The organism is Methanolobus sp. ZRKC2, assembly GCF_045291185.1.
In the GTDB taxonomy this organism is placed as follows: Archaea; Halobacteriota; Methanosarcinia; order Methanosarcinales; family Methanosarcinaceae; genus Methanolobus.
Window position 1 is genome coordinate 1,167,278 of sequence record NZ_CP146980.1, and the last position, 20,074, is coordinate 1,187,351.

The 20,074-nt window shown below is 44.5% G+C and carries 21 protein-coding genes and 1 tRNA gene; 14 read left to right on the top strand and 8 right to left on the bottom strand.

Features of this window, described 5'->3' with window-relative positions:
• Positions 1–6 precede the first annotated feature (6 nt).
• On the bottom strand, positions 7–648 hold the full coding sequence (locus V7O62_RS05410) for a histidinol phosphate phosphatase domain-containing protein (protein ID WP_406657992.1): 642 nt from the start codon (positions 646–648) through the stop codon (positions 7–9).
• Positions 649–815: 167 nt separating this feature from the next.
• Between V7O62_RS05410 and V7O62_RS05415 the strand changes: the two genes are divergently transcribed.
• Positions 816–1,106 carry a DUF211 domain-containing protein gene (locus V7O62_RS05415; protein WP_406657993.1) on the top strand — a complete coding sequence of 97 codons (291 nt, stop codon included), beginning with the start codon at positions 816–818 and terminating at the stop codon, positions 1,104–1,106.
• 43 nt (positions 1,107–1,149) lie between these two features.
• Here V7O62_RS05415 and V7O62_RS05420 read toward each other — a convergent pair whose 3' ends face one another.
• The 7 genes from V7O62_RS05420 to V7O62_RS05450 all read right to left on the bottom strand — a co-directional run bounded on the left by V7O62_RS05420 (position 1,150) and on the right by V7O62_RS05450 (position 7,248).
• On the bottom strand, positions 1,150–2,136 hold the full coding sequence (locus V7O62_RS05420; RefSeq protein ID WP_406657994.1) for a hypothetical protein: 987 nt from the start codon (positions 2,134–2,136) through the stop codon (positions 1,150–1,152).
• Positions 2,137–2,263: 127 nt separating this feature from the next.
• Positions 2,264–3,043 (bottom strand): 23S rRNA (uridine(2552)-2'-O)-methyltransferase, encoded by a 780-nt coding sequence (locus tag V7O62_RS05425; RefSeq protein ID WP_406657995.1) that lies wholly within the window; start codon positions 3,041–3,043, stop codon positions 2,264–2,266.
• Between the two features lie 39 nt (positions 3,044–3,082).
• On the bottom strand, positions 3,083–3,640 hold the full coding sequence (locus tag V7O62_RS05430) for a hypothetical protein (RefSeq protein WP_406657996.1): 558 nt from the start codon (positions 3,638–3,640) through the stop codon (positions 3,083–3,085).
• A gap of 13 nt (positions 3,641–3,653) precedes the next feature.
• Positions 3,654–4,679, bottom strand: coding sequence for a Vms1/Ankzf1 family peptidyl-tRNA hydrolase (locus V7O62_RS05435; protein ID WP_406657997.1), 1,026 nt, complete (start codon positions 4,677–4,679; stop codon positions 3,654–3,656).
• Between the two features lie 124 nt (positions 4,680–4,803).
• Positions 4,804–5,298, bottom strand: coding sequence for a Fe-S-containing protein (locus V7O62_RS05440; RefSeq protein WP_406657998.1), 495 nt, complete (start codon positions 5,296–5,298; stop codon positions 4,804–4,806).
• Between the two features lie 29 nt (positions 5,299–5,327).
• Positions 5,328–6,026 carry an ABC transporter ATP-binding protein gene (locus V7O62_RS05445; protein WP_406657999.1) on the bottom strand — a complete coding sequence of 233 codons (699 nt, stop codon included), beginning with the start codon at positions 6,024–6,026 and terminating at the stop codon, positions 5,328–5,330.
• The gene (locus tag V7O62_RS05450) at positions 6,019–7,248 is read right to left on the bottom strand and encodes an ABC transporter permease (RefSeq protein WP_406658000.1); all 1,230 of its coding nucleotides are present in this window, start codon (positions 7,246–7,248) and stop codon (positions 6,019–6,021) included. The genes V7O62_RS05445 and V7O62_RS05450 overlap by 8 nt, the downstream gene beginning before the upstream one ends.
• Positions 7,249–7,377: 129 nt before the next feature.
• Here V7O62_RS05450 and V7O62_RS05455 point away from each other — a divergent pair, with 129 nt between their 5' ends.
• From V7O62_RS05455 to rpoB, 13 genes are all read left to right on the top strand, one after another.
• The gene (locus V7O62_RS05455; RefSeq protein ID WP_406658001.1) at positions 7,378–7,737 is read left to right on the top strand and encodes a BlaI/MecI/CopY family transcriptional regulator; all 360 of its coding nucleotides are present in this window, start codon (positions 7,378–7,380) and stop codon (positions 7,735–7,737) included.
• A gap of 20 nt (positions 7,738–7,757) precedes the next feature.
• Positions 7,758–8,435 carry a M48 family metalloprotease gene (locus V7O62_RS05460; protein WP_406658002.1) on the top strand — a complete coding sequence of 226 codons (678 nt, stop codon included), beginning with the start codon at positions 7,758–7,760 and terminating at the stop codon, positions 8,433–8,435.
• Positions 8,436–8,582: 147 nt separating this feature from the next.
• A complete protein-coding gene (gene coaBC / locus V7O62_RS05465; protein ID WP_406658003.1) occupies positions 8,583–9,827 on the top strand; it encodes a bifunctional phosphopantothenoylcysteine decarboxylase/phosphopantothenate--cysteine ligase CoaBC in 1,245 nt (414 codons plus the stop codon).
• Positions 9,827–10,753, top strand: coding sequence for a pantoate kinase (locus V7O62_RS05470; protein WP_406658004.1), 927 nt, complete (start codon positions 9,827–9,829; stop codon positions 10,751–10,753). Before coaBC ends, V7O62_RS05470 begins: the two co-directional genes overlap by 1 nt.
• A 45-nt stretch (positions 10,754–10,798) precedes the next feature.
• Entirely contained in the window at positions 10,799–11,743 is a 945-nt protein-coding gene (locus V7O62_RS05475) for a prohibitin family protein (RefSeq protein WP_406658005.1), read from the top strand.
• 42 nt (positions 11,744–11,785) lie between these two features.
• Positions 11,786–12,556: a 4-phosphopantoate--beta-alanine ligase gene (locus V7O62_RS05480; protein ID WP_406658006.1), complete on the top strand. Its 771-nt coding sequence runs from the start codon at positions 11,786–11,788 to the stop codon at positions 12,554–12,556.
• Positions 12,547–13,188, top strand: a complete 642-nt coding sequence (locus V7O62_RS05485) for an HD domain-containing protein (RefSeq protein ID WP_406658007.1) — start codon at positions 12,547–12,549, stop codon at positions 13,186–13,188. Before V7O62_RS05480 ends, V7O62_RS05485 begins: the two co-directional genes overlap by 10 nt.
• A 2-nt stretch (positions 13,189–13,190) precedes the next feature.
• Complete coding sequence (locus V7O62_RS05490) at positions 13,191–14,489, top strand: amidohydrolase family protein (RefSeq protein ID WP_406658008.1); 1,299 nt, start codon at positions 13,191–13,193, stop codon at positions 14,487–14,489.
• 57 nt (positions 14,490–14,546) lie between these two features.
• Positions 14,547–15,782: an adenosylhomocysteinase gene (locus V7O62_RS05495; protein ID WP_406658009.1), complete on the top strand. Its 1,236-nt coding sequence runs from the start codon at positions 14,547–14,549 to the stop codon at positions 15,780–15,782.
• A gap of 383 nt (positions 15,783–16,165) precedes the next feature.
• Positions 16,166–16,242: transfer RNA gene (locus V7O62_RS05500), tRNA-Lys, on the top strand.
• A 48-nt stretch (positions 16,243–16,290) separates the two neighbouring features.
• A complete protein-coding gene (locus V7O62_RS05505; protein ID WP_406658010.1) occupies positions 16,291–16,527 on the top strand; it encodes a DNA-directed RNA polymerase subunit H in 237 nt (78 codons plus the stop codon).
• A 112-nt stretch (positions 16,528–16,639) separates the two neighbouring features.
• Positions 16,640–18,262 carry a DNA-directed RNA polymerase subunit B'' gene (locus tag V7O62_RS05510; RefSeq protein WP_406658254.1) on the top strand — a complete coding sequence of 541 codons (1,623 nt, stop codon included), beginning with the start codon at positions 16,640–16,642 and terminating at the stop codon, positions 18,260–18,262.
• Positions 18,255–20,069: a DNA-directed RNA polymerase subunit B gene (gene rpoB / locus V7O62_RS05515; protein WP_406658011.1), complete on the top strand. Its 1,815-nt coding sequence runs from the start codon at positions 18,255–18,257 to the stop codon at positions 20,067–20,069. The genes V7O62_RS05510 and rpoB overlap by 8 nt, the downstream gene beginning before the upstream one ends.
• Positions 20,070–20,074: the final 5 nt, after the last annotated feature.

The window sequence follows — 20,074 nt, forward strand, 5'->3', positions numbered from 1 at the left end:
ATAGGGTCAGCTCTTCAGGAAACGTAATGAGTTATCCAGCACATCATTTGCCTGCCTCTCGGTAAGCCCCGCACCCATTGCCACCATCTTTGCAAAATCACGTGTTATGAGATTATCAGGACTATGCGCATCTGTATCGACAACAAGTGTTGCACCGGCTTCCAGTCCAATCCTGGCCACGTGTCCGTTTGTCCTATTGTGGCCGTTGCGCGCAGTTATCTCAAGGCACACATCATTGTCACGGGCAGTCTCAGCTTCTTCCGGGGTGATAAAACCCGGATGTGCGAGTATATCAATATCTTCAAGCTCAACAGAAGCTGCATTTGTACCGGGCATGACAGGCTCGTTTATAGTCTCTCCATGAACAACAACTATCTCTGCACCCAACTCCCTTGCTTTTCTGGCCAGCGGAGCAATCTTCCTTGGAGGTACGTGGGTGATTTCAACACCTACGACTACCTGTATGTCCAGCTCATCTTCCAGATACTTGGCCTTCTTGACATTCTCAAGAACATGTTCCACGTTAGAGAAATCAACGTGATCCGTGATTCCTATCGCTTTGTAGCCCTTGACTACAGCCCTTCTTACAAGCTCGCTGGGAATAAGTTCACCGTCACTGAAAATGGAATGGGTATGCATATCTATCATGATAACACCTTGCATGTTTTTCCGGAACTTATAGATGGCTATGCATTATACTCTAATAAAGCCATCCATGTACATAAAAATACAAAAGTCTTTATTTATCAACAAAATTCATATTTAATAAAGAGAGTTTAATTACAATCATATTTCTAGCAGGAAGGATGTAAAAATTGACAGGAATCAGAAGACTAGTTCTGGATGTACTAAAGCCCCACCATCCATCGATCGTAGAGTTCTCAAAGATACTAAGTGTAATTGATGGTGTTTATGGAGTCAACCTCAGCCTTTACGAGGTAGACCAGCAGACAGAAACCGTTAAAATCACAATCGAAGGTGAAAACCTTGACTATGAAGAGATAAAGAACTCAATTGAGAATCTGGGCGCTGTCATACACAGTATAGATGAGATTGCTGCCGGCCAAAAACTCGTAGAAGAAGTAGAGACCCTGCAGGAAAGATGAAAAAGTAAGTTACTTTTTTATTCTCTATTTGGCAGCAATAGAATCAAAGATTTTTGTAGGCATTTATGATATTGTCCATTATTCCATCATGTTCAACAGGGAAGCGATCCGCTGTAAAAACCTTTAAGGATTCATGGTAGGCATTTACTGCCTTCTCGGTGTTCGATTTTTTATTTTCCAGTTTTGACAGCTCAAAGTAAGCATTTCCCAGATTGTTTTGTACGGTGGCATACTCCATAGGCCGTGTATCAATAGTGAATACCACCAGAGAATTCTCATATGCAGCTATAGCTTTGTTGATATTTGATTTCCCATCACTTATGCCTGATAGCTCCAGATACACATTTCCAAGGTTGTTCTGCACACCTGCATATTCTACAGGATAAACGTCTGCCCTGAAAACTCTTAAAGACTCGTCATAGAACCCCACAGCATTAGACAGGTCAAGAGAATCATTCTGAACCATACCTTTCTTCCGATATGCATTCCCAAGCTTATTATTTATTGAAGCATAGTACATAGGATTACTAGCTATCGAAAAATAATTGAGGGACTCTTCATAGGAAAGTAGAGCTGCCTGAAGGTCTTCATTCCTGTTATTCACTTCATATAACTTTAGGTATGAATCTCCCAGGCCATATTGAAGCAGGGCAAATTCTGCAGGATTATCTTCTCTTGTTAAGAAATCTGAGGCCATAGTGTATGAAGATATACTGTTCTGCAGATTGGCAGAAGCATTTGCCTGAGAGGCCATCTCTTCATATGTTTTTCCACGATAATAATGATTCATACCATATTCCCGCGGGAAATCATCCGAGGAGATTATTCCAAACACATTGTTGTAAACCTGCATAGCCGGTTCAAAGTCTCCCAGATCACGATAATCTTTAGCCTCCTGCCAGAGGTTTTCAACATCAGATTGTGTCTGTTTTGTTGAATACAGGTCTAATAACGTGGCACCTGCTATAAGGACTACTACAATCGAAGCTGCCAGAGCAACACGACGGGAAATTTTTTTTGGAACAGGCATAAAGGGTCTAATCCCCAGATGAAAGCGATGAATACATTATCTCACAATTTACATTTAAAGATAATTACTACAATAATATTCTGGAGTGGGTATAAAAAGCACGTATAAAAATAATAAAAATTGATCCTTATCGTTGGTCAGCGTCATCAATGACATCCGCAAAAGCAAAATTGGGTTTTACATCCCTTATCCTGATCCTGACCTTGTCACCGATCCGGACATTTTTCACAAATACTACAAAACCCTCAACAAGAACCGCTCCATCTCCACTTGATCCCAACTTCTTTATTTCAACATTAAACTCATCATCCCTGCGAAGCGGGGCAGTGAGGAACTTTTTACCAATGACATATATCTCGGCGCTCTGTGACCTTGAAGCTTTGGGAGAATAAGAACGAGTAAAGGTGAAGTTATTGCGGACCTCATCAAGGAAATCCTTGAACATGTCTCCCTGGAAAACCTTCACCACAAAGTTACCACCAGGCTTCAGTATCTTCTTGGCACATTCAAGGGCTGATGTAGTCAGGTCTATGGATCTTGCATGGTCAAGACTCCAGTTTCCTGAAAGGTTGGGTGCCGCATCACATATGACAACATCCGCACCTGCTTCACCTACCATTTCCAGTATCTTCTCGATAGTCCTGTCTGAAGTGATGTCACCTTTTATAGTCTCCACACCTTCGATCGGACTGATCCGTTGCAGATCAACGCCAACTATCCGCCCATCGGAAAGCTTCTTTGCAACCTCAAGCCATCCCCCCGGAGCTGCTCCGAGGTCCACTATCGTGTCTCCGGGTTTTATGATATTGTGTTTTTCGTTAATTTGAAAAAGCTTATAGGCAGCTCTGGAGCGAAATCCTTCGTCCTTGGCTCTCCAGTAGTAAGTATCCCGTCTGTCCCTTGCCATGTGAATCTGCTACCTGATTATATCCAACTGTCAAATACCTTATGCCGGTTTCAGAGCTTCTATTCTGCTGCTAAGAACCTGTATCTCGGCTTCAATATCTGACATGTCCCCGGGAAGCCAGAAACTGTAATCATAGTACTGGTTCAATATATCACTATACCTTTGTTCAAGATTCTCAAGGTCTTTTGGATTGACTTTTGCCTGATCAATGGAATCAACCTTGATCTCCAGATTTTTTATCCTTTTATGCAGATTTCTGCTGAACCTGCTTGCAACTTTGCTGAGATCAACTTCCCTCTCTTCAATCTGAAGTATATCGATAACTTCACTCAACTCGAAGGGAATCTCGGGGAATGCATTGGGACCAAGTATATAATAAGAGATCTCATCCATTTCCAGATTTTCAATCTCTTCCCAGGAAACAGCAGCAATAAGATGCTCCTTTTCAGCATCAGCACAAAGATCCTTTACGGAATGGAAAGTCAAAGGAGTAATGTTCCTGAGCAGAGACAGTTCTTTTGAAACTAAGCATATCTCCTCGACGCTAAGGGCGCCAAGGGCATCAATTATCCCGCAGAGCTCTTCTTTACTTTTCATAACATTCAACCCATTAAAGCCTGTACCTACGATAAACCAGCAACTGATTCAGAATATCCTGGACATAATGCTTTTCGATACGTATATCAGATGAAGAGAATACCTGTTCGATATCCAGAGGCACATCTGAAGTCATTTCCTTTGCAAGCTGAAGGTCACCTGCCAGAAAAAGGTAGTCTATGTTCTCTTCGAATTCTTCAAGCAGTTCCTTCAAAGACAACTTTACCTTGTCGATGTGATGGGCTATATCTTCATCCCTTAGGCGCTCGAATCTTCTCTGACTGAAACCTCCCTTTGCATGTTTGGCCTTTACACTGCTCTTTATCACCTGGAATGAATCGAATTCTTCAGAATCAAATGAGTAACCAACAAAAGATTCACCCGCATGTGCTACCAAAACACTCATGCTGACATTTTCTTTTATTGACTCAAGTAAGGAGTCAGTGTCAAAAGTGTTACCTTTGGTCCAGTAAGATCTTTTCAGGGGCAAAGGAGGGACTATCAGTTCATTTACAAGATGATCAGGAGAATAAAACAATACAAGACCTGTGGATGAGCTTACCTTCCCAATCATTGCAAGGGTTTCAGAATCCAGTTCTTCCACAAGCTTCCCGTAGTCCTGTATGTTTTCCGGTTTTCCTCCGGCAGCAATATGAACGGTGAGCAGTGAAGCGGCAGGGTATTCAATGGATGACAGGGATTGGAGTAATTCATGAGCTTGTTTTTTGTTAAACATATCCTTACGTGTAAAAGATAATTGTCCCGGAACATCCTTTTTACATTTCTCAAGTTCATGTTCCAGACTTCGAAGCTTTACTTCCGCAGCTTTCAGCTTTTCTTCAGCCCCCTGTTTTGCTGCAACAGCCCTTTTTTCAGATGCTGCACTCTTCTCATAGCGCTTATTGGCAGTATTCACATCCAGCTCAAGTTCAAGTATGTGTGACTGAAGCTTGTTGATCTCGGCCTCAAGTTCTTCTTTGCCTGAATATTTTTTGAAAATATAGTTGATATTGTTAATGACCCTGTCTTTTTCAACCATCTAACTGCAATAGAAGCGTCCTGTATAAAAAATATGCCTATTGAGTCCTTTATCAAAAAGATTTGAAAAAATAGGCAATAAGACAGAGGAGCCTTATTCACTAAAATGAAATCATGCAAGATGTTCAATATATAGCTACAGTATTCCTGTGGGCAGTCACAATGTCATCCAGGTTCATGACTATATTTCCATCTGATATCGTATATGGAATGCTCTCCTTTGGATAGTCCACACATCCTCCCTGGATACCGTCACCCGTAGCTGCGTCAAAGACAGTGCTGCACAAGTCACAGACAAGAATGTCATCTTCTAAAGTGAATCCTATCGAGCCACAGGGAGGACATACATTGGACTTCACCATGATCTCATCATCTAATATATAAGCCATAGCTGCGACTTCACCGATATCGGTGTTAACTTTGAAGTGGGCATTTGTATAGTGTTCAACAGAACTGACAGGAATGGATACCGTATCCCCGCTTACCTCTGCCTCAATCCATGTTCCCTTTGCAGGGTCAGAGGAACTTGCAGATGCTGAATCGTCAGAACCCACACATCCCAGTACTGAAAAGGATAATATAATTGCTAACAACGAAACTAAGACCAATTTTCTATTCATATTCTTGCTCCCGGTATTTCATATAAGATCTATTTCTTTACGCAACCATCCTGCAACTCAATTATCCGGTCAGAATGTGCAGCAAGCTCCCTGTTATGCGTTACCATTATCACCGTCATCTCACCGGCAAGGGACTTCAGCAAAGATATAATCCTATCTCCTGTGACAGCATCAAGGGCACCTGTCGGCTCATCAGCAAGCAGTATCTCCGATTTCATGACAACTGCTCTTGCGATTGCCACACGCTGCTGTTCACCACCACTCAGTTCCGAGGGCTTGTGGTGCATCCTGTGGGACAGGCCCACACGTTCCATTGCGCTTGCAACCGCACCTTCATCTTTCATGCCGGCAAATACCAGTGGCAAAGCAACGTTCTCATAAGCCGTCAGTGAAGGGATGAGGTGGAACTGCTGGAAGATGAAGCCCACTGCCCTGCGTCTCATCTCCACGAGTTCCTTCTGGGAATGGCCTGTAATATCGCTGCCGTTGATAAGGATATTTCCACTCGTAGGACGGTCCAGCATACCTATGAGATTCATAAGAGTGGTCTTGCCTGAACCTGACTGACCCATGATAGATACGAACTCACCACTTTTGATGTTAAGATCGATGTCGTGTAAGACCTCAACTTCACTGGAACCAAGGCTGTAATTTTTTGTCACGTTCATGACCTTGATGATATCAGTATTGTTAGTATTGTTAGTATTGCCAGTATCACTATCAGACACTTCTCAACACCTCCGCAGGGTCTATCCCCAGAGCCTTTTTTGCCGGAGCAAGAGAAGCTATCATACCTGTAAGCATACAGATCACTACAACCGGAAGCAGGATATTCCACATAGGCTCAGGTGTTACCGAGACAAGCATAGGGGCTGCAGCATAGGAAGCCAGTGTCCCGACAATAAAACCGATAGTTCCACCTACAAGACCGATAATGCCACCTTCAAGGAAGAGCATGGAAACTATCTGGATGTCACTTGCACCGATAGCACGCATAATACCGATCTCCTTGATCTTTTCATTAACAGAGGCAAGCATAGTGGATGCAACGGTCAGTGTGCTCACAAGCAGGGTGATTATGGAGACAGCCATTGCCGAAGACTTCGTATGATTTACCACCAGCATCTCATTCTGCACTATTTGGCTCATCGCCCTGGCTTCCAACCCGGGAAATACGCCTTCTATCTGCTGGCTCATATCCTCTACAGGACAGGCATTGCACAGCGCCCTTACCTCCAGGCTGCTGACTCTGCCTTCCTGCGAAAGCAGGTACTGGGAAGACGCAAGCGGAAGTATGACGTAGGCATCCTCATTGCCACCGGTACTCTCAATCACACCGGAAACCCTAGCATCGATGGAAACATTTTCCTTTGAAAGGGTTATCATGGAGCCTTCCTCAAGCCCAAGGGAAAGGGCGATGTCCGAACCTACAAGTGCCTCGGCATGTCCCGTGTCCTCCACGGATATCCATTGACCTTCGATGTTCCACCAGGGCTTGAGTTGCCTTTCCTGCTCCGGATCGACACCCATCACGACAACGGAGGAGCCACTAAGTTCTGCAATACCGTAGAGCCTCGGTGCTACGACAGACAGGCTTGCACTATCCTTAATATTGTAGATATGGGGAATATCTGATTCTTCGATGTAGTTATTTCCAGTATAAAGTGAACCCACTGAAGTGAATCCGTCCACAAGGGGTATTGATTCTACCTCCGGGCGGACTATAATATTGGCACCGAATTTGTTCGAAGCTTCATGGAATCCTTCCGTTGCTGCCGAGAATGTGGTAACAACAGCTACAATTGCAGCAGCTGCCACAACTACACCAAGTACAGCGACCACAAGCTTGGTCTTCCTGCGGAATACGTCCTTCAATACAAAAGAGTGTAAGTGCATTCTTTGTCCTCTGTCTTTTATCACTATCTGCCCTGTCAGAAATCGATCGAGCACAACTTTACACCAGGTGTAAAGTAAGTTGTTTTACATTAAGTGTAAACATAAATTAACTTTACGCCAGGTGTAAAGCAAGAAATAGACAAACTCATAAGATATATATCGCTTTACAGCAGTTGTAAAGTCATGGTAAAACTGGACAGGATCAATCTCTCCAATGAGGGATTGACAAAATTCTTCAGTCCCACTGAATCCAGGATAATGGAAATTCTCTGGGAAAATGAAGAAGTGACAACCCCCGAGATTACCGAAAGGACCGATATACCCCTATCCAGCGTTGCCGGAACTCTTGACAGGCTCGTAAAAGCAGGTTTCGCAACACGTAAGCTGGATAAAAGCGGACCGAAGGTAAGATATCTCTATTCAGCAACCGAGTCCATGGACAATACCGCGAACACTATCACAAAGAAGGTGCTTGACAGTCTTGTAGACAGCTTCGGGAAAGTGGCAATCGAGAATTTTCACGCATATAATAACAAGAAGTGACCTGCTTCAGGATACTGAACATGTTCTCCATACAAAATGAGGTGGAATGCTACATCGCCTGCATCAACGATTCCGGTTTTTTTCCATTGATAGGAATATCGTTGATCCTGGCATTGTTGATGTTCAGTATCTATATTAAGACCGGCAGACCCATTACAAGGCTCTCATCTTTTGTTGCAGGCCAGTTGTTTATCATCTCTGCCATCGCAGCCGTCGTTTACGCAATGCAATGCAGCCGAATGTTGAGCATTGAGATATATCTGGGATACGTGACACTGTCGACGGCCATTATCCTGCTCCTGCCAAGAATGTACTACAGGATACTTATCAAAAGATACGATGCAAGGCCAATTACCGAGATCATGGACTGGCCTCAGGAGTTTGTCGATGGTCTTGCCACAAAAGCAACCATCTATTATTATGACTCTGCAATTCCCAGGGCATTCGCTTCGGGAGAAGCTATCTTTCTGTCCCTGGGATTACTGGAGCTTATGGAGAAACATGAGCTGCAAGCCATCCTCGCACACGAGGTATGGCACATTCGCCACAATAGCAGAACGCCGATACTGAGACAACTGGCATTGATGAGTTTTACCAGGAACGGTGCAGAAGATGAACTGGAGGCACTTGCGGACATGTTCGCAGAAAAAGTCGTTGGAAGGAGTTCTCTGGAATCGGCGAGAGCGAAGATAAGCTGACAAAAGATTAAGTGAATGGCATGTGTATGAGGACACAAACGAGAACAGGAAATATGTTGGAACAAATAAAATATTGAATAAGGGATATTACAACCCAACCTTCTTAAATACTAAAAATCCACTTATTTAATCAAAAAAGGACAGAACATGCCTCAAATTCCAAATGAACATCCCACCCTCTGGATAAAATCCGGCAAATCCAGGTCACTTCAGGGAAAAACAATCGTGCTTGCAGTCACAGGCAGCATCGCTGCTGTGAGAACAGTAGAGCTTGCACGGGAATTTATCCGCAGGGGAGCAGATGTATATGTGGTCATGAGTGAAGCTGCCGGGTGGATTATAAACCCTATGGCCCTGCACTACGCCACTGGAAACGAAGTTATCACTTCGATTACCGGAAAAGTTGAGCATGTGGAGTTCTTTGGCAACCTTGGCAGAGCAGACCTCCTACTAGTTGCACCTGCAACAGCTAATACAATCGGAAAAATCGCAGCAGGGATAGATGACACACCTGTGACGACCTTTGCCACCACAGCCATCGGAGCAGGCAAGCCAGTAATGATCGTGCCTGCAATGCATGAGGATATGTACAACCACCCGGCAGTTATGGAAAATATAGAGAAGATAAAAGACTGGGAGATCAGCTTCGTCGGACCAAGGCTAGAAGAAGGCATTGCCAAGATAGCAGGTAATGATGAGATCGTACTGGAAGTCGAACGCCGTATCGGCAGCAACACATTACACGGGAAAAAGGTCCTCATTACAAGCGGTTCAACTGCCGAATCCGTTGACCCTATACGCATAATCACTAACAGGGCATCCGGGAAGACTGGCGTTGAGCTGGCACTGGAAGCTTATCGCAGGGGTGCTGATGTCACCATCGTTCACAGAAACAAGCTTGGAATCTACGGGATAAATGAGATGTATGCAGAAAGCGCCGAGCAGATGACAAATACAGTTCTGGAAGAACTTGGAAAGGGCTGTGATGTGCTGGTAAGTGCAGCTGCAATTGGCGATTACACACTCGATTCATCTCAGACGAAAATAAAGTCAGGAGGAGAACTGACTCTTTCCCTCAGACCGACTAACAAACTCATTAAAGAAGCAAGAAAAACCCATCCTGAAATAAAGATAGTCGGCTTCAAGGCAGAGACAGGCATTGGACAGGAAGAGCTTTTCAAACGTGCCCTGCATACTCTGGAGAGCTCGGAACTCGATATGATAGTTGCAAACGATGTCAGTTCAGGAGGCATGGGTACAGAAGAGAACAGTGTGTATATTATCCATCCTGGCAGGAAAGAGCACACAAACATAAGCGGTTCTAAAAGTATGATTGCAAGTGCCCTGATGGATGAGATTACCAGAATGTTCCCGGAAGGGGAAAAACATTAATGGCCTTCGAAGACATTGCCAGTGCAAAAGCATTTGCACCGGCTCATATTACCGGTTTTTTTGAAGTGCATGACCATAATGATCCTTTAAGGAAAGGATCCACAGGATGTGGAATAGTTCTTAATGCAGGCATTGAGACAACTGTCTTCTGCGGGGAAGGAATAGAGAAGACAGAAATATCACTCAATGGCCAGAGAGTTGAAGGACAAACAATACGCACCGTAGCTGAAGCACTTACCGACAGCCCGGTAAAAGTAGAATGCAAAGCAGAAATACCCATTGAGTCCGGCCTGGGTGCATCCGGTGCAGGCGCTCTGGGGACGGCTTATGCGCTTAACTCTGTTCTTGGCCTCAATCTCACTGCCAACAGATTGAATCAGGTTGCACATTTAGCAGAGGTAAAGAACAGCAGCGGATTGGGAGATGTTGCTGCCCAATCATTGGGTGGAATCGTGATTAGAAAAACGCCAGGTGCTCCTGGCATAGGAATTTATGACAGGATACCTTCAGGTGAGGAAAATGTCTGGTGTGTCGTACTTGGAGAGCTATCCACATCATCAGTACTGAACAGAAAGGAAAAAGTTGAGAGCATCAATCTGGCAGGAGAGACAGCTATGAATAAACTCATGGAAAAACCCACAATGGAGAATTTTATGCTCTGCTCCAGGGAATTTTCCATCGAAACCGGCCTGTCAGATGATAAAATAGCAGAAGTTATAGAAGCTGTAGAATCTGCAGACGGGATCGCATCCCAGGCAATGCTGGGAAACACAGTCTTTGCAATGGCACAAAAACCAGAAGATAATGAGATAGCGGATGTACTTTCGGATTTCGGGAACGTATTACAGTACAGGATAAACACCGGTAGTGTGAAACTTGTCAGAAAGAACAGAAAGGTACAAACTTATTTAAATACACGATCATAGTTCACTGAAGACTATATTTGAATAAAAAAAAGGAGAAGTAAAAACATGGTTATTGAAGAACAATGGGATCCTAAGCCACCTAAGGAAGGCCCAAACATTCCGATAAAAGAGATACCACCGATATTCGTAACGGTATTCCGATCTATTGCGATCATATTCATAATTTTAATCGTCTTTTCAGTGATGTTCGGCTCGATATTCGTATCCATCGGTGCCGGAGAGGTAGGAGTGAAATTCAACCAGTTCGGGGGCGTTGAAGAAGAGGAACTCGGGGAAGGTCTGCACATAGTCCCTCCATGGGTAAGCGTTACCAAATATTCTGTCAGGAGTGAAACATACACTATGAGCGGAACAGAAGGTGAAGGCCAGGTTTCAGGTGATGACCAGATAAAAGCCCTTACAGTAGAAGGACTTACCCTTGGAATGGATATAACTGTCAGGTACAGGTTAATACCCGATGAAGTCAGCACAGTACATCAGACCCTGGGAAGTAACTATGCTGAAAAGATAATACGTCCCTCAATAAAGTCATCTATACGTGAAGTAGTATCAACCAAAACCGCCCTGGAAGTCTATGGAGAGGAAAGGCAACAGGTAGCAGGAGAAATGCTGACCAATATTGACGAAGCTTTGGGAAGCGATGGTATCATTGTAGAAGAAGTACTGGTAAGAAACGTCGTATTGCCAACAAGAGTCGCAGAGGCTATTGAGGCAAAGCTCCAGGCAGACCAAGAAGCCCAGAGGATGGTCTTCGTTAAGGAAAAAGAACAGCTTGAGGCAGAGAGAAAAATCATCGAGGCAAATGGTCTTGCAAATGCAACCATTGCAAAGGCACATGGTGAGGCCGAGGCATTGAGCGTCATCAATGAAGAACTGTCAAAGAACCCGAACCTGATTGATTACAAGTACATAGAGATGCTTCAGGGCCAGGAAATATCCACAATGATAGTTCCTACAGACCAGGGACTTATACTGGATACAAGCAAATAAGCAACTAAGTGAATCGAAGCAAATTGGGAGATACGGACATAAATGACAGGAATTCCCAGGGATCATCCAAGGTATGAATCCCTCATCACCCGGGAAAAAATAATAGATGGAATACATATGGGCATCACCAGTCAGCAAGGACTGGTGGCCCAGGGCAGAGGAGAAGCATTCGATTACCTTATAGGAGAACGAACAACAGAATCTGCAGCCTTTGCAGAGCGTGCGGCTGTGGCCCATATACTTCTTGCCAAGAACCCGATAATTTCCGTTAACGGGAACACCGCAGCCCTCGTGCCTGAAAGCCTTGTAGCACTTGCAGATGTTACAGGGGCTATGCTTGAGGTGAACCTTTTCCACAGAAGTGATGCAAGGGTACACAAGATAATAGAACATCTCAAAGCCAATGGAGCAGGAAAAGTGCTCGGCGGCAAGGGTGACAAAAGGCTTGGACTGTCCCATGACCGTGCCATAGTGGATGAAGAAGGCATCTTCAGTGCCGATGTGGTGCTCGTACCCCTTGAAGACGGAGACCGTTGTCAAAAACTGGTAGAAATGGAGAAGACTGTGATCACAATTGATCTGAACCCACTCTCAAGAACATCCTTAAGCGCCACAATATCGATCGTGGATAATGTGACCCGGGCATTGGAGAACATGATCCAGTTCGCAAAAGACATGAAGCATGACAGCAGGGAATCGCTTCAGGAGGTTATTGACTCATATGAAAACAATAAAGTGATCCCCGATGCACTTTATGCCATCCAGGAAAAGTTGAAACAGCAGTCAGAGGAAAGAGGAATCCAATGGATCTGATAGAACGTACAAGGGAGTTTGTTGCCGAAACACTGGCAAATGAGCCAAGTACACATGATATCTCACACATCGAACGTGTGGAGGGGCTTTGCCTGGAGATTCATGAAATGGAAGGTGGTGACCCCCAGGTGCTTCAGCTTGCAGCATTGCTGCATGATATCGGAATAGTGAAGGAGCACCAGGAAGGCGGGAACCATGCCGAGTACGGTGCGGAAATTGCACGTGAATTCCTGTCCTCCGAAGGAGCTGACAGTAATGTGATAAACCATGTGACATCCTGCATCCGGACTCACAGATTCAGCAGAGGTATGAAAGCCGAGACCATCGAAGCCTGTATACTTCAAGATGCCGACAGGCTGGATGCACTGGGAGCAGTCGGAATATTCCGCTCACTTGTTTCTATGGGAGCCCTGAGGGCACTGAAACAAACCATTGGTACCGTCAAAGAAACTTCTATGAATGCTTATACTGAAGATCCCTTTGACGGATTCTATGATTACATGCAAAGAAAACCTTTTAAGATAATGGACAGACTTAATACGGAAACTGCAAAGGTGATTGCAGAACAGCGATTAAGGATAATGCACCTGTACCTGGAAGAACTTGAAAAGGAAACAGGTCAAGAGAGGTAAAGATGGCTGATATCATAATAGAGAATGCTTACATACTTACGATGGACCCCGATAAAAGAGACATTGAGAAAGGGGTTGTGGTGATTGAGAATGGTATCATCACAGAAGTCGGCAGTTCGACAGATAAAACTGCAGAGAAAGTAATTGACGCCAAAGACAGCATTGTCATGCCCGGACTGATAAACACTCACTGCCATGCAGGAATGACCTTGTTCAGAGGCTATGCTGATGACATGCCACTACAGGACTGGCTTGAGAATCACATATGGCCCGCAGAAGCTAAGGTCACTGATGAGGATATTTATGTAGGGACACAGCTTGCCTGCCTGGAGATGATTAAATCGGGAACAACGGCTTTTGCAGACATGTACATCCATATGGACAGGGTAGCACAGGCGGTTAATGAATCTGGTATGAAGGCAGCGCTTTCCTACGGAATGATCGACTTTGGAGATAAGGAGAAAGCAGATGCCGAACTTAAAGAAGGTGCCAGGTTCGTAGAAGAATGGAAAAGAAAATCAGATGGCAGAATAACCACAATGTACGGACCCCATGCGCCTAACACGTGTTCAGAGGATTTTCTCATAAGGGTTAAGGAGCAGGCTGTTAAAGACGGCGTAAGGATACACATTCATGTTCTGGAAACTGAAGCTGAACTTAACCACATGAAAGAAAACTTCGGTGTATGTTCCATACATTTCCTCAAGAATATTGACTTCTGGGGACCCGATGTGCTTGCAGCCCACTGTGTCTGGCTATCTGACGGTGATATAAAGATACTTGCAGAACACAATGTGAACATTTCCCATAATGTTATAAGCAATATGAAGCTGGCATCGGGAATTGCACCTGTTGCAAAGCTACTTGATGCCGGAGCCAACGTGTCACTTGGAACGGACGGATGCGCATCCAATAACAATCTTGATCTGTTTGAGGAGATGAAAACAGCAGCATTGCTCCAGAAGGTCAGCACTATGGACCCCACGGTACTACCTGCACGTGAAGTTCTTGAAATGGCCACTGTGAACGGAGCAAAAGCACTTGGCATAAACAGCGGAATGCTTAGGAAAGGATGCAACGCTGATATTATAATTGTTGACATGAAAAAGCCACATCTTACTCCATTGTACGATGTAGCGTCACATATGGTCTATGCTGCCTGTGGAAAAGATGTCAAAACTACCATCGTGAACGGAAAAATACTGATGGAGGATTACAAAGTAATCAGTCTTGATGAACAAAGCATCCTTGAGAAGATACAAAAAGCCTCAAAGGAACTAGTCTCAAGAATTAACTCTTAAATATTAGATGCAGAAGTATACACAACATTCGTAATTAAACTATTAAGGAGATACTAAATGAGTAATAAAGAAATGGTGGAATCCGGGAACCAGAAAATAGAGTGGGCTCGCAATCACATGCCGGTTCTTGCCGCAGTTAGGGAGCAGTTTGAGAAAGAAAAGCCACTTAAGGGACACAAGGTCGCAATGGCACTACACGTTGAAGCTAAAACAGCAGTGCTTGTAGAGACGCTGGCTGCAGGTGGTGCGGAAGTTGCTATTACCGGTTGTAACCCGTTGAGCACACAGGATGATGTATCACTTGCCCTTGATACGCGTGATTGTATAGATTGCCATGCAAGCTATGACTGTTCTACAGAAGAATATTATGATGCTATCGATAAGGTTCTCGACTTCGGACCCGATATTACAATTGATGATGGTGCCGACCTCATCTTCAAGATGCATACAGAACGTCCGGAAATGCTTGCTACCATCCTCGGAGGCTGTGAAGAAACAACTACCGGAATCCACAGGCTCAAATCCATGGAACGTGAAGGTGCCCTGAAGATGCCTGTTATTGCTGTCAATGATGCTATGACAAAATTCCTTTTTGACAACCGCTATGGTACAGGACAATCATCCTGGGATGGCATAATGAGAACCACAAACCTCCTTGTTGCCGGCAAGAATGCTGTCATCGGCGGATACGGATGGTGTGGAAAAGGAGCTGCTATGCGTGCAAGAGGGCTCGGAGCAAATGTTATCGTTACCGAGGTAGACCCTATAAGAGCACTGGAAGCCCGTATGGATGGGAATGAGGTTATGCCTATGAAAGAAGCAGCAAAGATAGGAGACATATTCCTAACTACCACAGGCAATCGTGATATCCTCACAAAAGAACACTTTAAGGTCATCAAAGACGGCGCAATACTTGCCAATTCAGGTCACTTTAACGTAGAGATAAATCTTGAGGACCTTGAGAAAATGGCTAAGTCAGTTCGAACTGTGAGGAAAAACATTATAGAGTACGACCTTGGCGACAGGAAAGTCAACGTTCTTGCCGAGGGCAGGCTTGTAAACCTTGCAGCAGGCGACGGCCATCCTGCTGAAGTTATGGATATGAGTTTCGCAAACCAGGCGCTCTGTGTAAGATACATTGCAGAGAACAAATTGGTAAATGGTGTGCATTCCGTCCCCCATGAACTGGACATAGGTGTTGCAGAAATGAAACTTAAGTCCATGGGTATCAGCCTGGACAAGCTCTCACCGGAGCAGGCTGAATATATGGACAGCTGGTCATGCGGTACATAAAACCACATCCATAACTTCTTTTCTTTTTCTCTTTTTTTTCTCCGGGCAAATTCTGCAGAGATGAACATCTGGATAAGTTGTGCTTTAAATCAAGGAAGAAAAATACTGAAAAACAATGTGCAACGCATTAAAAAAGAAAAATCTGTGCTACAGTATAAAAAGCCAAATTACTCATATATATACATTATGAGATTTAATTATTTAACCAGATATAAATAAAATAGAGAACAAATAAATATAAATACCCAAATAACATTACAGGATGAAGATCGCAGCAATGGCAGCGGTTTCCACAAGATATATATACCATGGATTCCTTTTGTCACCGCTACACCGAAGAAAGGGCGTGCAGTACCTCCAGCAAAAACCATGCAAATCACAATGGGCTCGTAGCTCAGTCAGGCAGAGCGTCTGGCTTTTAACCAGACGGCCTAGGGTTCAAATCCCTACGAGCCCGCCACATTTTGCAAGGGGTGTTCACGTTCACATTTTTGAGGGAGGAAATTAAGTGAGAAAGTTCAGCCTGCTCGACCATGAGTTAATCCCGAAACATGAGATTATGTCGGAAGAAGAATTAAAAACTGTTTTAAAAGCATACAATATCGGGAAAGAACAACTTCCAAAGATTAAAACTGACGATCCTGTGATACAGGAGATAGGGGCACAGGCAGGAGAAGTTGTCAAGATTACCCGAAATAGCCAGACAGCCGGCGAGGCGTATTATTACAGACTTGTAATTGCGTGAAATAAACCAAGTTTCATTTCACAAGAAAGCAAGGACAGTATCATTATGTTTTTTTCACGATATCATTAAGTCACATAAAGAGGGTGCTATCATAGCGTTAAGTAAAGGACAGATTGCGAACTCATTTTTTACGAAAGATAAGATCGTACAGCATCACATCGATTCATATAACAAGTTTCTGGAGACCGGGCTTCAGAAGATAATCGATGAACAAAAAATAATTGAAACGGATCTTGAAGATACATACATCAAACTGGGCAAGATACGAGTGGAGAATCCTATTGTAAAAGAGGCTGACGGAGCCATCGAAAGACTCTACCCGAACGAAGCAAGGTTAAGGAATCTCTCATATTCAGCCCCGCTTTATCTCCAGATGAGCGTGGTAGAGGGTGAGGAAGAAAAGGAGCCACAGGAAGCGAAAATCGGCCAGCTTCCCGTAATGATCAAATCCAACATTTGTAACCTGCAAGATATAACTGATGAGGAAATGGTCAAATACGGAGAAGATCCCCTTGACCCGGGAGGATATTTCATTGTTAACGGAACCGAGCGTGTAGTTATGACGCTTGAGGATCTCGCTCCCAACAAGATTCTCGCAGAGTTCGGAGAAAGATACGGCGACATCATAGAGGTTGCAAAAGTATTCTCACAAAGAAGAGGTTACAGGGCACTTGTAGTTGTTGAAAGGGGAAGAAAATCACTTCTTGAGGTCTCATTCCCATCTATCTCAGGACGTGTCAATTTCATCACACTTATGAGAGCACTCGGTGTGGAGACTGACGAGGATCTTGTCAAAATCGTATCCACAGATCCTGAGATCATGAAGTTCATGTTCGAGAACCTTGAGGAAGCAGAAGTCGACACCATGGAAGAAGCCATGGAAAAGATAGGTTCCCGTGTTGCTTCAGGACAGGCCAGAGACTACCAGATCAAACGTGCCAATTACGTTATTGACAGATATCTGTTGCCACATCTGGGTAATGAGCCGGACAACAGGGTGGCAAAGGCAAATTTCCTTGGAAGAATGGCCGAGTCATGTTTCGAACTTGCTCTGTCAAAGAGGAAACAGGATGATAAAGACCACTATTCCAACAAGAGACTCAAGCTTACAGGAGACTTGATGGAAGACCTCTTCAGGGTGGCTTTCAACAGGCTTTCACGTGACATAAAATACCAGCTCGAAAGGGCAAACATGAGAAACCGTGAACTCAACGTTATTACGCTTGTAAGGGCAGATGTGCTTACTGACAGGTTACAGCATCCACTCGCAACAGGAAACTGGGTAGGCGGAAGAACAGGTGTATCACAGCTTCTTGACAGGACAGATTATATCTCAACACTCTCCCACTTAAGGCGTGTTATCTCCCCACTCTCGAGGGCGCAACCGCATTTCGAGGCCCGTGATCTGCATCCCACACAATGGGGAAGGTTATGCCCTTCAGAAACCCCTGAAGGTCCTAACTGTGGTCTGGTGAAGAATTTTGCACAAATGGTAGAACTTTCTACCGGAACCGATGACAGTAAAGCCATCAAGAGCATATTACGTGACCTTGGAGTCGTGCCGACAATACTGCATTCTGCAACTATGAAGGTAGACTACGAAGGAGAACTGGAAGACTACATTGAAGAACTTGATAACATCCAGCACACAGAAGAAACGACTTCTGAACCTATCGGGTATTCAAACTATTCTGATACACTGGATGACAGCGTAGGAGGTAATATCGATGAATGAGGCAAAAGTTTTCTTGAATGGAGAGCTGATAGGAACACATACAGATCCTGTTGACCTTGTCGAAAATATCAGGAAACAGCGTCGGGAAGGATTAATTTCCAGCCAGATCAATGTGACCCTGTATGAAGACATTCATGAAGTAATTATCAACTCGGACATGGGTCGTGCAAGAAGACCTGCCATCATCGTAAAAGATGGAAAATCCCTTATCAGCCAGGAAGAACAGGAAAGGATTGCAGAAGGGGAATTGACATTCGAAGAACTTCTCAGTGAAGGAAAAATAGAATTCCTTGATTCTGAAGAAGAAGAGAATGCTTTCATTGCACTTTATGGTGAGGACATCACCGAAAATCACACCCACCAGGAAATCAATCCTGGCCTTATGCTTGGAATATGTACTGGAATGGTACCTTATCCAGAGCACAATGCATCACCTCGTAACACCATGGGTGCGGCGATGGTTAAACAGTGTATAGGAGTATCCACATCAAACACAAAACTCAGGCCAGACACACGTGCACATCTTTTGCACTATCCACAGAAGGCAATGGTAAGAACCCAGACCTGTGAAGCTATTCACTTCGATGAAAGGCCTGCAGGGCAAAACTTCGTGGTAGCTGTCATGTCCTACGAAGGACACAATATTGAAGATGCACTGGTCTTCAACAAGGGCTCCATCGAGAGAGGCCTTGGAAGAAGCCACTTCCTCAGGACATTCGAAGGCGAGGAAAGAAGATATCCGGGAGGACAGGAAGATAAGTTTGAGATCCCGGATTCAGAGTACAGAGGTGCCCGTAGTCCCGAAGCATATGCAAACCTGGACGTCGACGGTCTTGTGAACCCGGAAACCATCGTCGGACCAAATGACGTACTTATCGGGAAAACCAGTCCTCCACGTTTCCTTGAAGAACAATCTGATTTCGGAATAACCGTAGAACAACGCAGGGAAAGTGCAATCACCATGCGTTCCAACGAGAAAGGTATAGTTGATACGGTGCTGCTTACAGAATCCATCAATGGTACCAGGCTTGCAAAGGTGAAGATAAGAGACCAGAGGATTCCCGAGATTGGTGACAAATTCGCATCCAGACACGGACAGAAAGGTGTTATCGGACTCATCGTACCATACAACGACATGCCATTTACAGAAAAGGGAATGGTTCCTGACCTTGTGATCAACCCACATGCAATCCCTTCACGTATGACAGTCGGTCACGTGCTTGAAATGATCGGAGGAAAAGTAGGCTCCATGGAAGGAAGACGTATCAACGCTACTGCATTCTCAGGAGAATACGAAGATGACCTGCGTGCAGGACTTAAGGAGCAGGGATTTGCACATACAGGCAAGGAAGTATTCTTTGACGGAGTTACCGGAAAGAAAATCCAGGCAGATGTGTTTGTCGGAGTTATCCTTTACCAGAAGCTGCACCACATGGTTGCTTCAAAGATGCATGCAAGATCCCGCGGTCCTGTACAGGTGCTTACCCGCCAGCCAACCGAAGGACGTGCCCGTGAAGGAGGTCTGCGTTTCGGAGAAATGGAGCGTGATGTGCTTATTGGCCACGGCGCTGCAATGACATTGAAGGAAAGATTACTGGATGAATCAGACAAGGTAGTGGAACTTGTTTGCGGTCACTGCGGAATGATCGCCACTTTCGACAGGAAGAGAAATATCAGGTACTGTGCGAACTGTGGTGCCGAGACTGATATCCATCCGGTGGAAATGAGCTATGCATTCAAATTATTGCTTGATGAGATCAAGTCCCTTGGTGTGGCTCCTAGGCTGCAGCTCGAGGATGCTGTGTGAGGTGA

What these genes read in the sequence shown, in the direction of transcription:
- V7O62_RS05410 (WP_406657992.1), bottom strand. Translation starts at nt 648, where the DNA reads ATGATAGATATGCATACCCATTCCATTTTCAGTGACGGTGAACTTATT.
- V7O62_RS05420 (WP_406657994.1), bottom strand. Translation starts at nt 2,136, where the DNA reads ATGCCTGTTCCAAAAAAAATTTCCCGTCGTGTTGCTCTGGCAGCTTCG.
- V7O62_RS05425 (WP_406657995.1), bottom strand. Translation starts at nt 3,043, where the DNA reads ATGGCAAGGGACAGACGGGATACTTACTACTGGAGAGCCAAGGACGAA.
- V7O62_RS05430 (WP_406657996.1), bottom strand. Translation starts at nt 3,640, where the DNA reads ATGAAAAGTAAAGAAGAGCTCTGCGGGATAATTGATGCCCTTGGCGCC.
- V7O62_RS05435 (WP_406657997.1), bottom strand. Translation starts at nt 4,679, where the DNA reads ATGGTTGAAAAAGACAGGGTCATTAACAATATCAACTATATTTTCAAA.
- V7O62_RS05440 (WP_406657998.1), bottom strand. Translation starts at nt 5,298, where the DNA reads ATGAATAGAAAATTGGTCTTAGTTTCGTTGTTAGCAATTATATTATCC.
- V7O62_RS05455 (WP_406658001.1), top strand. Translation starts at nt 7,378, where the DNA reads ATGGTAAAACTGGACAGGATCAATCTCTCCAATGAGGGATTGACAAAA.
- V7O62_RS05460 (WP_406658002.1), top strand. Translation starts at nt 7,758, where the DNA reads ATGTTCTCCATACAAAATGAGGTGGAATGCTACATCGCCTGCATCAAC.
- coaBC (WP_406658003.1), top strand. Translation starts at nt 8,583, where the DNA reads ATGCCTCAAATTCCAAATGAACATCCCACCCTCTGGATAAAATCCGGC.
- V7O62_RS05470 (WP_406658004.1), top strand. Translation starts at nt 9,827, where the DNA reads ATGGCCTTCGAAGACATTGCCAGTGCAAAAGCATTTGCACCGGCTCAT.
- V7O62_RS05475 (WP_406658005.1), top strand. Translation starts at nt 10,799, where the DNA reads ATGGTTATTGAAGAACAATGGGATCCTAAGCCACCTAAGGAAGGCCCA.
- V7O62_RS05480 (WP_406658006.1), top strand. Translation starts at nt 11,786, where the DNA reads ATGACAGGAATTCCCAGGGATCATCCAAGGTATGAATCCCTCATCACC.
- V7O62_RS05485 (WP_406658007.1), top strand. Translation starts at nt 12,547, where the DNA reads ATGGATCTGATAGAACGTACAAGGGAGTTTGTTGCCGAAACACTGGCA.
- V7O62_RS05490 (WP_406658008.1), top strand. Translation starts at nt 13,191, where the DNA reads ATGGCTGATATCATAATAGAGAATGCTTACATACTTACGATGGACCCC.
- V7O62_RS05495 (WP_406658009.1), top strand. Translation starts at nt 14,547, where the DNA reads ATGAGTAATAAAGAAATGGTGGAATCCGGGAACCAGAAAATAGAGTGG.
- rpoB (WP_406658011.1), top strand. Translation starts at nt 18,255, where the DNA reads ATGAATGAGGCAAAAGTTTTCTTGAATGGAGAGCTGATAGGAACACAT.